At 62.6% G+C, this 14,333-nt stretch carries 12 protein-coding genes and 1 pseudogene; 9 read left to right on the top strand and 4 right to left on the bottom strand.

Translation table 11 applies throughout. The features are described from left to right. The first annotated feature begins 17 nt into the window (after positions 1-17). Positions 18-416 carry a transposase gene (locus JMJ56_RS24675; RefSeq protein ID WP_202834423.1) on the top strand — a complete coding sequence of 133 codons (399 nt, stop codon included), beginning with the start codon at positions 18-20 and terminating at the stop codon, positions 414-416. A gap of 84 nt (positions 417-500) precedes the next feature. Here JMJ56_RS24675 and JMJ56_RS24670 read toward each other — a convergent pair whose 3' ends face one another. Both JMJ56_RS24670 and JMJ56_RS24665 read right to left on the bottom strand, forming a co-directional pair. Beyond that, a complete protein-coding gene (locus JMJ56_RS24670) occupies positions 501-1,601 on the bottom strand; it encodes an ROK family protein (RefSeq protein ID WP_202834422.1) in 1,101 nt (366 codons plus the stop codon). Between the two features lie 529 nt (positions 1,602-2,130). After that, the gene (locus JMJ56_RS24665) at positions 2,131-3,774 is read right to left on the bottom strand and encodes an inorganic phosphate transporter (protein ID WP_202834421.1); all 1,644 of its coding nucleotides are present in this window, start codon (positions 3,772-3,774) and stop codon (positions 2,131-2,133) included. Positions 3,775-3,902: 128 nt separating this feature from the next. Here JMJ56_RS24665 and JMJ56_RS24660 point away from each other — a divergent pair, with 128 nt between their 5' ends. The 8 genes and pseudogenes from JMJ56_RS24660 (at position 3,903) to JMJ56_RS24625 (ending at position 12,190) form a co-directional block, all read left to right on the top strand. Then, positions 3,903-4,256 (top strand): hypothetical protein, encoded by a 354-nt coding sequence (locus JMJ56_RS24660; RefSeq protein WP_202834420.1) that lies wholly within the window; start codon positions 3,903-3,905, stop codon positions 4,254-4,256. Positions 4,257-4,451: 195 nt separating this feature from the next. After that, positions 4,452-6,545 carry a DNA/RNA non-specific endonuclease gene (locus JMJ56_RS24655; protein ID WP_202834419.1) on the top strand — a complete coding sequence of 698 codons (2,094 nt, stop codon included), beginning with the start codon at positions 4,452-4,454 and terminating at the stop codon, positions 6,543-6,545. A 400-nt stretch (positions 6,546-6,945) separates the two neighbouring features. Further along, a complete protein-coding gene (locus JMJ56_RS24650; protein WP_202834418.1) occupies positions 6,946-7,509 on the top strand; it encodes a hypothetical protein in 564 nt (187 codons plus the stop codon). Positions 7,510-7,593: 84 nt separating this feature from the next. Further along, positions 7,594-8,001, top strand: coding sequence for a hypothetical protein (locus JMJ56_RS24645; protein WP_202834417.1), 408 nt, complete (start codon positions 7,594-7,596; stop codon positions 7,999-8,001). Positions 8,002-8,030: 29 nt separating this feature from the next. Beyond that, positions 8,031-8,435, top strand: coding sequence for a PRC-barrel domain-containing protein (locus JMJ56_RS24640; RefSeq protein WP_202834416.1), 405 nt, complete (start codon positions 8,031-8,033; stop codon positions 8,433-8,435). Between the two features lie 138 nt (positions 8,436-8,573). Further along, positions 8,574-9,080, top strand: a complete 507-nt coding sequence (locus JMJ56_RS24635; RefSeq protein ID WP_202834415.1) for a hypothetical protein — start codon at positions 8,574-8,576, stop codon at positions 9,078-9,080. A 159-nt stretch (positions 9,081-9,239) separates the two neighbouring features. Further along, positions 9,240-10,314, top strand: a pseudogene (locus tag JMJ56_RS24630) (IS630 family transposase). Positions 10,315-11,539: 1,225 nt separating this feature from the next. Continuing rightward, positions 11,540-12,190: a hypothetical protein gene (locus JMJ56_RS24625; protein WP_202834414.1), complete on the top strand. Its 651-nt coding sequence runs from the start codon at positions 11,540-11,542 to the stop codon at positions 12,188-12,190. A gap of 239 nt (positions 12,191-12,429) precedes the next feature. Here the strand turns inward: JMJ56_RS24625 and JMJ56_RS24620 are convergent, their stop codons facing one another. Both JMJ56_RS24620 and JMJ56_RS24615 read right to left on the bottom strand, forming a co-directional pair. Further along, entirely contained in the window at positions 12,430-13,287 is an 858-nt protein-coding gene (locus JMJ56_RS24620) for a KilA-N domain-containing protein (RefSeq protein ID WP_202834413.1), read from the bottom strand. Between the two features lie 744 nt (positions 13,288-14,031). Continuing rightward, a partial coding sequence (locus tag JMJ56_RS24615) for a transposase (RefSeq protein ID WP_202834412.1) occupies positions 14,032-14,333 on the bottom strand: 302 nt, incomplete at its 5' end.

The following is a 14,333-nucleotide window of genomic DNA, read 5'->3' as shown; positions in this document are numbered from 1 at the left end:
TCGGCGCTCCGCTTACCTTGCTCGCGCAGCTGCCGGAGGAAGAGAGGATCGCGGTAATCAGCGGCGACGGGGCTTGCGACACTCGCACGGTCTACGAGGCATCAACGGCGCGCAACTCCGCCCTGCTCGTGCCACCCCGGCGCAACGGCAAGCCATGGAAGACGCGAACCGCCAGTGCGAGTGAGCGCAACGAGACCTTGCGCGCCATCAAGCATCTGGGGCGGCGGCTCTGGAAGCGCTGGAGCGGTTATCACCGACGCAGCCTGGCCGAGACAGCCATGTCACGCTTCAAGCGCCTCGGCGAGCGGCTCGCCGCCCGCGACCCTGCCCGTCAGGTTGCCGAGGTGCAGATCCGCTGCGCCATCCTCAACACCTGCAACCGCCTCGGCATGCCCGACACCGTCGCGCTTACCTAATCGAAGCAACTCGCGGGATCAGTGCGCCCTCATCCTGATTTCCGCAACAGCGCCCACTGGACCTGACAGAATCCGGCAGTGGACTCATGCAGGTTTATTAGTGAAGCGAGCGTTGCCTAGCCCTGTTCCGATGGTGAGGACGCCCCAGCGCTCGACGGTTCGCATGTTCGGAGCCTCACTTAAGCCCTGCACCACCGCATCGTTGTGCATCACGATAGCAGGCTTCTGATTGTCGATCTTCGGCAGCGCTGCGGTGAGGCACGACGGAAGATGGAATGCCGAGTTTTCCCAATCGCCCCCGGGCAGGTTCTGGCCACCTCGCTCGATGGTGCCGTCGGCGCGTATTACGCCCGGGCAGCCTACCCCAATGAAGGGAGCCAGCCGCAGTCCTTCCTCTTTGGCCTTACTTACCAGCCTGCTGAGCATGGCAACGAGTCGCTCAATGGCTTGTTCACGCCCGGGCTTGTCCTGGGCATGGCACCAGCGCTCAGTTGCCAGCACACGGGCCCGAGACAAGTCAGCCGCCGCCTCCTGCTCTAATGCCACAAGTCCCACGCGCATATTGGTGCCGCCAATATCCACAGCGAGGATCGCGTCCCACTGACGCAGAGTCTCGGGCGGAGCCAGTTGTACAGCCCCGCACAGGGCCGCATCGTCTGGACGCCGCGAAACAGGGCTCAATTGAACGGGCTCGCCACTCGCTTTGAGCAGGACACCGACACGGCCGATGGCCATGTGTCCAACCCGCGAGCCTAGAAAGCCTCCACCAAGAGCAATACGCTTGGTGCCCTGCCATTCCGGCAAACGCAAGATACGACGGACGACACCGGCCATCTCCTGCGCAAAATCCTCAATCGCTGACTGCACCAAGCCGGCCGCTTCGGGGTCTTCCTCCGCCATCTGAACAACGCGGTCCAGCTCCTCACGGCTGATGTCATCACTTGGCCGGTGCGCACCAAGCGGGTCGCCACCGTCGCTGCCACGGCGCACTCGTTCGCGCCAGTCCTCCAGGATTTCGACAAAGGCGCGGTTGCTAGCACGATCGCCAAGGAAGCTTTGGCCCGAGGCATCGCGCAGTTCAGCATTGTACGTATCGACCCGCACTCGCGGCAAATTTGCCGATCCGTGAACCACTGTCTGGATGCTCGGCTTGGCGTCGTCTTCCTTGGTCCCGGTCGCGCTCATCGGTCCGTACCCTAATGACCCGCAAGAAACGCTCCCAGCACCTCGGGGCGCGGGATACCCCTGCAACGTCACGAAACTGGCTTATTATGAGTAGAAAAACAGATAGGCGATTGCCAACGTGCCGGCCACAGAGTCACTTTCAATCACCTCGACGAAGTTCGTGACGCCTGTTCCAAGTGTTATGCGTCTCGAGCGCGGGCAGCCTTTGCTGCATCAGGTGGCGATCTCCCGATAAAACTGAGCACTCACTCTCTCAGTGATGTTGGTGCGATGCGCTACGAGAGGTCCCCCAACAATGCGTGAATAGGTCAGGGACAGATTGCAGCCAGTCAGCGTGAAACATCACGCCGTCCGAGCAGTGATAGCCGGCATCAACGGCGAAACAGCCAGCAGGCTTGCACCCTGATGTAAGAATAAGAAGGCCATCTCACATCGCGCGGAGATCATTACCTGTTGTGACATCTTCTGCTGCTGTAGCCAGGCTTACTGGGCCGACCGCGGAAGGATACCGCCGGCCATGGCGAGCGTCCTATGCCACGAACTGGCGGACCAGCATGTAGATCCCGCCAGCGAGGATCATTGCGGCAGGTAGGGTCAGAACCCAGGCCAAGGCGATGTTGCGCACCGTCGCCCACTGGAGGCCAGTCCCATTAGCGGCCATTGTGCCAGCCACGCCTGATGAAAGAACATGTGTGGTCGAGACGGGCAGGCCATAAACGTCAGCCGCGCCGATTGTCGCCGCTGCCACCAGTTCGGCGGCCGCGCCCTGGCCGTAGCTCAGATGCGACTTGCCGATCCGCTCAGCGACTGTCACCACGATACGCTTCCAACCAACCATTGTACCCAGACCGAGTGCAATCGCGACCGAGACCTTTACCCAAGTTGGGATAAAGCGCGTGGCATCGTCGAGCGCGCTGCGGTATTCCTTAACTGTTGTAGCCGTGGCCGCGTCGAAATGCGGATCCTTCAAACGGCCCATCTGCCGCAGTGCTTCGTCCATCAGATACATGTCGTTCCGGACGTTCTGCACCTGCTCAGCGGGGACCCGTCGGATGGCGCCGTAGCTGCGCACCTGTTCGGCGATGTCGTTGGCTAGAGCAGCCATGGCGGGCAGGGTCTCCGGACGACGCTGGTCGGTCTGGAGGTAATCCTCCACGCGTCGCCGCGTCTCCTCCGGCGCCACGGCAGGAGCGCCCTCACCGGCGAGCCCACGAAGTGCCCCGGCGGCCCGATCCGAAACCTCGATGAATGCCGGTGTTGCACTGTCCGGCACCGCACGGTTTAAGGAGTAGGCGGCGGGCACCACGCCGATGAGGATCAGCATTATCAGCCCCATCCCCTTCTGACCGTCGTTGGATCCATGGGCAAAGCTCACGCCTGTGCAGGTCAAAATCAGCAAGCCACGGATCCAAGCTGGTGGAGGATCGGCTGTCTCAGGAGCCTCATAAAGACGGCGATTGCGAATGAGGAGTTTGAGAGCGAGCAGGAGCAGGGCGGCTCCAATGAAGCCAACGATCGGGGAGAATAGTAGGGCCTCGAACACGCCGCTTGCCTGCGACCAATCCACGCCGGATGCCTGTGCGCCGGCTTCGGCGGTTAGCTCATTGGCCCAGCCCACGCCGATTATCGAACCGATCAGTGTGTGTGACGATGAGGCCGGAAGGCCCATGTACCACGTTCCAAGGTTCCAAATGATCGCAGCCACCAACAGCGAGAACACCATGGCAAGGCCTGCGCCACTGCCGACCCGTAGGATCAGCTCGACTGGTAGCAGACTGACAATGCCGAAGGCGACCGCACCCGACGAGGTGACAACACCGAGGAAGTTAAAGAAGCCTGACCATACGACGGCAACAGGCGCGGGTAGGCTGTGGGTGTAGATCACGGTCGCTACGGCGTTGGCCGTATCGTGGAAGCCGTTCACGAACTCAAAGCCCAGCGCGATCAGCAGGGCCACCGCGAGTAGCGCGAAAGGAACCCAGGTGGTCGGCTGGGCACCGGCGGCGTCTACATCGGAAACGAGGCTGAAGGCGGCATAGGCAACGCCAACGGCCAGAATGCCGATGATGACCAGAGGTCCATAGCGGCCCAAGCCCTGATCCAAGCGAGGCTTAGCTGTCTGCCTTGACTCAGAGATAGCGGGTTTGGAAATAGGTATTGTGGTTCCGGACATAAGTGCTCTCCGCGCATCGCGGCCAGAGAGGGTTCCCGTACGCGAGTTGCGCCGCTGCCCAACGTTCTCTGCTGATGGGCCGTTTCCGATTTTCGCGGTGCCACCGCAGGAGCTTGTATGAAGTTTCGATGCCGGTGCTGATCCACCTCACGCCAAGTAGCACCGTCAATTTGTCGACCCTTCGGCCGCCTAGCTGGCATGCAGAAGTCGACGCGCAGCAGAGTTCACGTTGCGGCGGCAATCCCGCTGATGTCGGCCTACAGCGCAAAGGCGCGCGCTCTCGCGGCGCGATTTTGGACGGCAGTGACGTGGTCGCGGCGGAGACGGAAGAGGTTGTTGATCTGATCGTAGGCAGAAAGGAAGCGCTGTGCCTGCCGAGGCGACTTGAAGCACTTCATCTGTCGCTTCCCCTGGTCCTGCGCCAAGCCGAGGGCTTCGGCTCCTTGAGCAGGAGTTTTGTGTCTGGCCTAGCTTGGCTGTAGAACAAGGATAGTGACGCAAGCTCGGACCGACCTAAGCTCCGCAGCGCGAAAGCCCGCGGCCAAGTCCGCAACCCGATCCGTACTGAACCGCCACGTCAGCCCCGATCGAAACTTCATCCGCCGGAAACAGGAACGATCAGTGGATCATTCTGCGCCGGGGTTAGCCTTCCTGCCTAAAGCGCGGGAAGGCGAAAGATGTCCGGCACTACTCGAAGCGTCCAGCCCTTTGCCGACCAGGTCGAGGCGGAACCGGCCGATCCAAGCGGGATCGAAGCCTGGATCGGGCCGGCCCTGCACCGAGCCCTGCCTCCCATGGCAACGCCGATGCAGCCGCAACGGATGGTGTCCCTCGCTGCCGAAGGGGGCATCGTCACTCGCTTCGACGTCGAGCGCACATTGGGCACCAACGATCTGGTCGGCATCGAATTTCTCGAGCGCGGCTTGCGCGCGGCGCGGGCCGTGACACGCGTCCTCGTTTCCGATCCGGCGGAAGGAATGGAGGCATGCGCGACCGGCTTCATGGTCTCGCCACGCCTTCTTCTCACGAACGCCCATGTGCTGCCCAGTAAGGAGGTCGCGCGGTCCACCCTCGTTGAGTTCGGCTACGAGCTGGATTCCGAGCGTCAGGCTAAGCCGACCGAGCGTTTCCGGCTGATGCCGGAGGAATGCTTCATCGTCGGCGACCCGAAGGTCGCCGAGCGCGACTTCGCCCTCGTTGCGGTCGCCCAGGAGGGTGAGCGCGGTGGCAGGCTCGCCCGCTGGGGCTGGCTGAGGCTCGACAGTCGTGTCGGCAAGGTCGAGCCTGGAGAGTGGGTTACCATCATCCAGCACCCCGGCGGCGCTTACAAGCAGGTGGCTCTGCGCGAAAACCAGTTGATTCGAAAGGACGACACACGAGGTCTGCTATTCTACAAAACCGATACGGCCCCGGGGAGCTCCGGAGCGGCTTGCTTCAATGATCAATGGCAGGCAGTCGCCCTGCATTCGCGTGGCGTGCCCGAGATGACCGAGGACGGGCTTGTCAAGCTGACCGGAGAGCGCAGGCCAGTGGAGCGGGATGCAATCGACAAGATCCCCGGCCTTCGAGACACGGACATTTTGTGGGAGTCCAACCTTGGCGTCCGCATCAGCCGCATCGTGCAGTTTCTGCGCGGCGATACCCTGGCCGGCACGAACACACTCGTGCGCGCCATGCTGGCGGACATCGCGTCCGGCGGGCCGAGCTTGGCCGGCCCGCCGCTCGCCTCCAGCCCCGTCGCCGGCGCCGCGCTGAGCTTGGCGCGCGTCGAGGAAAGCTTGGCCAGTCTTGCCCAGCAGATTGGTGGCGACTTCTTGTCGGCAGAAGAAGTGCAGCAACGGCGGAGGGGCAGCACCTTCGCCCAGCCGCGGCGTGCCGGCGCCTTTCCCGAAAAAGGCTACGACCCCGATTTCCTGGGCACTTCCATTCCGCTTCCGGCACTCACTCCGAGGGCGCTCTCGTACGGACGGGCCGCCGTGAACAGCGAGACCGGCCGGCACGAACTGCCCTACACTCACTTCAGTATCATCATGAACGCGGAGCGGCGATTGGCCTTTGCCACGGCCGTCAACATCGACGGGCGCAAGAGCTTTCCGCTCAGCCGCGGCCGCGACCGGTGGACCTACGATCCACGGTTGCCAGAGGAGGAACAGGCGGGCGACTGGCTCTACAAGGAAGAAGGTGGGAATTTCTTCGACCGGGGTCATTTGGTGCGCCGGCTTGATCCATGCTGGGGCACCGCCGAGGTCGTTGAGCGAGCCAACATCGACACCTTCCATTGGACTAACTGCTCGCCGCAGCACTGGTCGTTCAACCAGGGCGAATTGCTGTGGAATGGTCTTGAGAACTACATTCTGAACAATACGGACAGCGAGAACATCCTGGGCACCGTCTTCACCGGCCCCGTGTTCCGACAAGACGACTATGTCCATCGTGGTGTCCCGCTGCCGCGCGACTATTGGAAGGTTGTGGTGATCCGCACACGAGACGGAGACCTGCGCGCCAGCGGCTACACGATCAGTCAGGCGCGCCTCGTTGCGAATATTGATTTCGAGGAGTATCCGGTAGGCCAGTTTCGCACCTTCCAACGGCCGCTGCGGCGCATCGCGGAGATGACCGGGCTGGGGTTCGATGATGCAGTGATGCAGGCTGACGTCCTGAGTAGGAGTGCTGGCGGAACAGAAGGTGTGGGCCCGGAGACCAAGAGCAGAGCCGGGACCGCAAGCTTGGATGCACGTGAGCTTCTACGGCTTTCCGACCTCATGCTGTAGTCAGATATCTCCCGCACTCACGGTTTGCATCGTGATCCTACGGCCGTTCCCGGCTGCATCTTGTAAGCCTTGAACAACCGGGCTGATGGCTTCGGGTGGCTTCGTGCAGAGCGCTCTGCCACAAGGAAGGAGCAGCGAGTGGTGTCGGCGGAAGCCTTTCGGTTTCTAGGTACGGATGCCGAGCATGGAAGCGTCCGTGCCCCAGTTGCGGGATGGTCCGCTTCATACCCAACAGCAGAGCTTGAAGGTGATCTGACACTGCGACGTCCGTCGTCACGCCGCAGCGTCAGCCCTTCATGATTGTTGGCGGTTGGTTTGGATTCACATGCTTGTTTTGACTCCCCCCCTGAACGGGATCCGGGTGTAGTGAGAGAGTTGGCTTCCTTGAAAGCAGGCAGGGATGCCAAAGAAGCGTCACACGGCGGAACAGATCATCGGGCTGCTGCGGCAGGCTGAGGTAGGGCTGGCAATCCCGCATAAGCTACTTGCTGATCCGGCAAGCCTAACTCGACCGCTATTGTTAACCTCTAATAGCCGAACTTCACGGGAACGTCTTTCGGTGGCGCTTGCTAAGCAGGGCTGCCAGCCGGTAGGGGAGCCGATGTGCAGACTTCGTCCTCGGAACTGCGCCGCCGCGCTGCTGGCATTGATGCAATTTTCGTCCGCCGCGCCCTTAGTAGCAGCGGTAGAAGAGCCGATTGAGCTTGCCGACGATCCCTTCCAGATTACCGACCCCGTCGCGGCCAAACCCGGCGCAGCCGAGGCTGCTTTCATCGGCGCTTACGAGAGAGCGCGGCAAGGTTCGGTGCGCAACACCGGCGCCGCCGAGACCCAGCTATCAATGGGTGTCGTGCCAAGCCTGGAGCTTCGCATCGGTCAGGTTGGCGCCTATGGCAATCTCGAGACCCGCCGGAAGCTGGGCACTGTCAGCGACGATCTCGGCTCGTCAGACAACGGTGGGTAGGCAGCATGGGGAGGCTCGACCCGCATTGGGACGCTCTACGAGTTCAGCGATGGACGCGGTGGGTATCCCGCTATTGCGGGCCTGATGCGGATACGGACCCTCTACGGGTGCGGCAAACCCGCTTATGAAACCGAGGCCGTGGCGCTGATAGGCAGGACGTTTCCTTTCGGGCAGCAGGCCATTGGCACCCATCTCAACATTGGCTGGGTGGCTCGCCTGGAGCCACAGTTTGGCGAGCGGCCGAACCGCTACCTGCTGAATGCCTCCGTCGGTCAGGCAATCTCCCCTACCACCGCACTCGTTCTGACTTATGCCAGGGAGCAGCAGGAGCGGGGCGACCGCGACTACAGCCTCCTCCAAGCGGGGGTTCGCCACCGGCTTCAAGGAGGGCGGTTCGTGCTAGGCCTCGCTGCCGGGGTTGGGACTACTCGTGACACGCCGCGCTATCAATTCGCGGTTGCCCTGCAATGGCAGCTCAGCGGTGCCTGGTAGAAGCCAATGATCAGCCAACGGAGACGATAATGTCAGAAGCCACAGGAGCCGGCACCACAGGCGGCGAAGGTGTTGCTATAAACGAAACAGATCGACTGATTTCCTCCGACAAGGTTGAAGGTACGCCTGTCTACAGTCGCGCCGGCGACTGCCTTGGTTCGATCTATACGCTGATGATCGACAAGTTGTCCGGCCAGGTTTCCTACGCTGTCATGAGCTTCGGCGGCATTCTTGGGATTGGTGAACGCTATCACCCCCTGCCCTGGAAGACGTTGACCTACGATACAGACTTGAGCGGCTATGTGGCAGATGTCTCGCGTGTACAGTTGGAAGCGGCGCCGAGCTATGGCCGCGACGAGACACCGTGGTCCGAGCCGGGTTATGGCCGCAGCGTCTATGACTACTACGGCCTGGCCTACCCGGGCATCATGTGAGCATAGGCAGGCACTGCCTCATGGTAGGAGCGCAACGTCACCGGACGGTGACATAACTACGAAGTTGCGGTCCTACCTGGCACGCATGGTGCGCTTGGCAGCGTCTGCACGACGCCAGCCGGGAACGAGGAGCGCGCCATGGCCTATGTTTTGAAAGCCGCGGCTATCGCGGCAATTTTTGCCGCTGCCGTTGGCCACAACGACGTGCAGGCGCAAAGCGCGAAGCTGGAGACAAATCAGGTTCCACCCCACATTGCGGCAGCGGCGCGGGCTGCCGGCGGCTTCGAGCAGATTTCTGAAGCCGGCGTTGAGATCGAGTCCGGGCGAATGATCTTCGAGGTCAAGGGGCGCACCCGGGAAGGCCGCGTGCGTGAGGTGGATGTGCTAATGTCCGGTGAGATCGAGGAGATCGAGGAGGAGATCCAGCAGAATGAAGTGCCGCCGCCGGTGATGCAGGCGGTGCAGCGTTGGATGGCAAACTTCAGGCCGAACAAAATCGAGCGCAGCGAACGTCCGGTGCCAGGTGGCAATGGCACGACCTTCATGGTCTATGAATTCGAAGGTCAGCACGGCGGCATGGATGTGGATGTCGAAGTATCTGCGGACGGCAACCGCTTGATGATCGTGGACGACACGAAAGGCTGATCGATCGTGCACGGACAGGTACTTTGCCTGTCCGTGCATAACACTTCTTGGGCGGAACGCTTTCTGTGCAGCCTCGCGGCTCTGTTCTCTAGTGAAAAACTTTGCCGGAAGAGTCCGAAAGGGATTCTCCTGGCGCGGTGGGATGTGCGAGTCCGGGGCATGCGCACCGGGATCAGTCTGCATGTTTCCGCATCCGACCGCGAACGACTGCTGGCCACTGTCGGGGACTGCAACAGCCCGCAGAAGCATGTCTGGCACGCTCGGATCGTGCTGCTGACGGCCGATGGCCATGGCACGACCGAGATCATGCGCCAGGCTGGCGTGGCCAAGACCGCCGTCTGGCGCTGGCAGGAGCGGTTCATGCAGGCCGGCGTGGCCTGCTGCGCGACAAGACCCGCCCGCCGCGTATCCCGCCGCTCAGCGCGGAGGTCATCGGCCGCGTGGTGCAGATGACGCTTTCGGACCCGCCTGGCGAGACCACGCACTGGACGGCGCCGGCGATGGCCAAGGCGAGCAGCGTCAGCGTCAGTTCGGTACAACGGATCTGGCGCAGCCACGGCCTGCAGCCGCACCGGATGCGGCGGTTCAAACTCTCGAACGACCCGCGCTTCGCGGACAAGGTCCGCGACATCGTTGGCCTCTATGTCGATCCGCTGGCCCATGCCGTGGTCCTGTCGATCGACGAGAAGAGCCAGATCCAGGCGCTCGACCGCACCCAGCCCGGCCTGCCGCTGAAGCGCGGCCGCTGCGGCACCATGACCCATGACTACGTCCTTAACGGCACCGCCACGCTCTTCGCCGGGTTGGACGTGGCCGCGGGCAAGGTCATCGGCCGCTGCATGCAGCGGCACCGGCATCAGGAGTTCATCCGCTTCCTCACGCCGTCGAGGCGGAAATGCCCGCCGGCAAGCTGGTGCACGCCATCGTGGACAATTACGCTGTCCACAAGCATCTCAAGGTCATCCAGTGGTTCGGCCGGCATCCGCGCTGGACCTTCCATTTCACCCCGACCAGCGCCTCCTGGCTCGATGCCGTCGAGGGGTTCTTCGCCAAGCTGACCAAGCGGCGCCTGAAACGCTGCGTCTTCCACTCCCTCGTCTCGCTCCAGGCCGCCATCAACCGCTTCGTCGCCGACGCCAACGCCGAGCGAAGGCCTTTCCGCTGGACCAAAAACCCGGACGCCATCATCGCCGCCGTCAGGCGAGGGCACCAAGCGTTGGATTCGATCCACTAGCTCTATCCCCTCACCACCTGTGAGGGGCCGAGTACTCCTTTGCTCATGCCAACCGGGCAAGGTCATCCAATCTAACGCCGGCAGGCTTCAACCCTGCTTGTTACGGCCGAAGCGATTGACGAGGTATGTCGGTATATCCGAGCGCTGATGGCTGTGATCAATCCTGGGTGCGCTGATCTCCCTCCATGTTAGAGGCGGCACGTGAAGTGGAAGTTTAGGCCGAGAATCCTCGATGGGAACAGTCAACCATTCGGGCATGGCGGCATCGGACGCATGCATCGTTGTAAGCAACTGCCATCTTTTGCAAGGATCCATGATGACGTTCCTCTAATCTGTATCGACAACACTGCATACAGATGAACCACTCGATGCAATCAGCGCCGTGCTGGCCATGATCGCATGGTCGGGGACCTGCTCGACGGCGAGCGGGTTGCCATCGTCTAGGCTACCTAGTCGCGCATCTTCTGTGTCTCGCCATGACGACTGAGAACACCTGAGCCTGGAGAAAGCAGTACCTCAAGCCGGGCTACTTGCTCGCGCTCAAGGTTTCTCAGCCGTCGCGCCCAATCCACCTGCAGGCCACCATACTCGGATCGCCAGCAGCTGAATGTTACCTCCGATGGCTCGATCTAGCAGCAAGTCTTCCCCACCATCTGGCTCTGCGCCAGCTCGGCCCCAGCCTGCCACAGCAACCCAATGATCTGCTCTACGTATGACGCTTCCTCGACATCCAGACCTCCTTCCAAAAAGGCCAATTTTTTCATTCGAGGTAGATAACAGACAGGGGAATGTCACAAGGCCATGCAGCTCCCATTCATGGCCGGGTTGGTGGAAGTGCCGCTGGGCAAAGAGGCGGGTTCGCCGTTTTTCTGCCTGCACGTGCCTCTGGTAGGCCCGCACCGCCTCCGCCTGCTTCGCCGAATTATAGTGCCTGCCGGCGCAGGAGACGGCGAGGATGGCCGCAGCCAGACCCGGGTTGGAGGGATCATTCCTCGCCGCTGTCGCCGCCAGGGCGTGCCGGAAGCTTTGGGGCCTTCTCCATCCGCTACACAGCAAGAGTGTAGCGGTGTCGTTGACGGTGATGAGGAAAGCTCTGGCGCCACTGCTGCTGTGCTGTGCTGTGCTGTGCTGTGCTGTGCTGTGCTGTGGCGTCAGTTTACTCAATGCTGGACGACACGCTGCATCTTGGCAAACTGCTCAGCGCTGTAACTTTGGAGCGAGCTGCATGACGCATGATCCGTTAGGTGGAGAAGCCACCGGTCGTGCCCACCTCCTCGAAGAGGAGCAGGTTCGGGGTGAGTTCAATGCTGCCGGCCATAGCATCTGGATTGGCCTCGCGGGGCTACTCGGGAGACGTTGGGACAGCCAAGCTCTCGCCCACAGAGCGGCTTCGAGGATAGTTGGTGAGCTGAGTGATTTGGCGAAGCTACGTTGCTTGCCGGATGCACGGCCGATCCCGGCCTCGTCCGTGCTCGATGAGCTCTATGAGCGCGTGTCACGGTATGGCAGGACGCCTAGGACAGTCGTTGAAAGTCACTTGGTGAGAAGGCTTGCCGGCGAGCCACGCAATCTCCGAACAACGGCAGAGGTTACGGAATTGATCGAAGCGCTCCTCCGTCGCTATGCGGCCGACTACGAGCGCGGCGAGCTGACTTGGGTCGACGAGCTCTATGCCATGGCAACGCCTGGCAATCCTGTCATGACTTGGAGGCTTGAGGTGCCGCCAGCGCACGCGGCAGGTGAAGACGCGATGGTCACCCTGCGTGTTCCTGTGGCTGCGCTTGAGGCAGCCGGCCTGTCGACGGGCGACCAGCTCATCCTGGAGCCGCGGTGGGACGGCTTGTGGATCGGGGGCGGCCCCCCCTCCGCAACATGACTTGTTTTAGCCAACCTGACCCGCCGACTAACTCAAGGTGTTGCTGCTCGCTCGTGGCGACGGCTTGAACGATGCTGCCTCGGAGCTTGGCACGGGCGAACTCTACATCGGGCTCGGTGGCCAAGCCCCGATCCTGATGCTGCGGGACCGCTGGGAGTCAGAAACGCAAAAAACCCCATGGCCTCGGGCTGAGGTCATGGGGCTGTTGCGTGTCTTCCATCAGGAAGGAGGATTGGTGGCTATACTACTCGGCCACCGGAGGCGGTTCGCTCCCGGCGCCGGTGCTCGATCACCGCGCCCTGGAAGGCGCGGAACTCGGGCACCCGCATGAAGCGGACGAGATAGCCACCATGGGTCAGCTCGTCGTGGCAGGCGGCGCAGATCAACCACCCATGCTCGGGCTTGTTCAGGCTGCGATGGAAGAAGTGGTCGAACTCAGCGCCGGGCACCACCCGGCCGGTCTCGGTGAGAACGCGCTCGCGCAAGCAGCAAGGGCACTGGCCGCCAAAGGGCTCGGCCGCCACCACCTTGGTGATGATGCTCCGACCCAGTCCGGTAAACTCCAGCCGGTTACCGAGGAGGAGTTCCTGCGCGGACAGCTGCAGGAACATCAGGTCCGCCGCATGCCGCTCGAGCGTGTCGAGGCGGTCATGCAGGGCGCGGAACTGCCTCGCCAGGTGCTGCCGCAGCGGATCGTGGTCGGCCGCGGGCCGGCCGTCATGCCACACCAGGGCGGCACGGACGACGGTGTTGCACCAGAGGTGGAACTCGGGCGAGAGGTAGCGGGCATAGGCCAGGGCAAGCTGCCAGTGCGCCCAGGTGCCGCCGAGGCGGCCGCGGGTCGTGGCAACGAAGCCATCGGGGTCGAGGCGGATAATATCATCCTGGATGATATTTTGACTGACCGGCCCATCGGGGTCGGTCCAGTGCGTCTGGGCATGGGTGCGAAAGCGTGTGGTCTCCTCGAGGACCAGCCAGTGGATGGGGCGTCGGTACTCCGGGCAGCCTGCCGCCCGCCACATGTCTGTCAGGTTCAGCATGATGCCGCGGAGGCGGATGGGCCTGCCCTGGTAGCTGAGGATGCTGATGGGGGTCATGGTGATCTCCAACAGGGTTTCGGCCTTGCTCAAGGGACCGCTGCGGTCGGCTCAAAGCTGCCGAGACCGGTTGGAGAGGGGCGGCACAGCCCGGCGTACCGCCGGGGCGGATGTCGGGCTGGCGCCTCATGGGCATGGTGGACGCGGTCAGGCTCGACCCTTGGGCCTGCATCCTCCTGCCACCGCTGACAGGGGGAGGGTTTGCAGAAGCGGCCGGCTCAGTGCCGGATGCGCGGTGCCAGGCAGCCAGGGACGTCGAGGTGACGCCCTGGCTGCCTGCCCAGATGCCGGACAAGGGAAGCCGAGAGACAAAAGACCCGACCCTGAGCCCAGTCGGGGACGGCGCGGACCAACCACGAGGCATTCGTTGGGATGCGCTGGGGCGGTCCGGCAAGCGACCGGCTTGTGCTCGACCCGCGAGTTTGAAAGCGGCGCTATGCCATCAGGGGAGCGAGGGCGCCGGCAGGGTCATGCCTCTCGTCCACCACACATGGGAATGGCGCGATCTAATTTCAAGTTAGCAATGAAACAGGGCGGTACGCACCCTCCCCGCGCGCGAAGGAAATGCTGCGTACCCCCTGCGTACCTCCGCGCCCAACCCACTTCCCTTGGCCTCCAGGAGGTCGGTGGCAGCCCCATCCTACAAGCCCATCGCGCGCCTGCGGCATAGCCCCAAAGCACCGGGCAGGATCGTGCCCCAACGCGTGGTGTAGGAGCGGTACTCCTGGGCGAGCTCGGGCCTCGTCAGGATGCCAGGGCGGGCAGACTGACGGGTGCAGTATCGCTGATGGCGCCGATGGTCTCCAGGGTCATGTAGCGGGCTCGCTGGGTGGCCCATTCGTCGGACTGCTCGAGGAGGATCGCGCCGACCAGCCTGACAGCGGCAGCGTCATTCGGGAATATGCCGACGACATCGGTACGACGCTTGATCTCGCCGTTGAGCCGCTCGATCGGGTTTGTGCTGTGCAACTTGGCCCGGTGCGCGATGGGGAAGTGCATGTAGGCGAGGACGTCTTCCTCGGCGGCGTCCATCAGGGCGGCCAGCT

The organism is Belnapia arida (assembly GCF_016773205.1).
In the GTDB taxonomy this organism is placed as follows: Bacteria; Pseudomonadota; Alphaproteobacteria; order Acetobacterales; family Acetobacteraceae; genus Belnapia; species Belnapia arida.
This window is presented reverse-complemented; position numbering and strand designations above follow the sequence as displayed.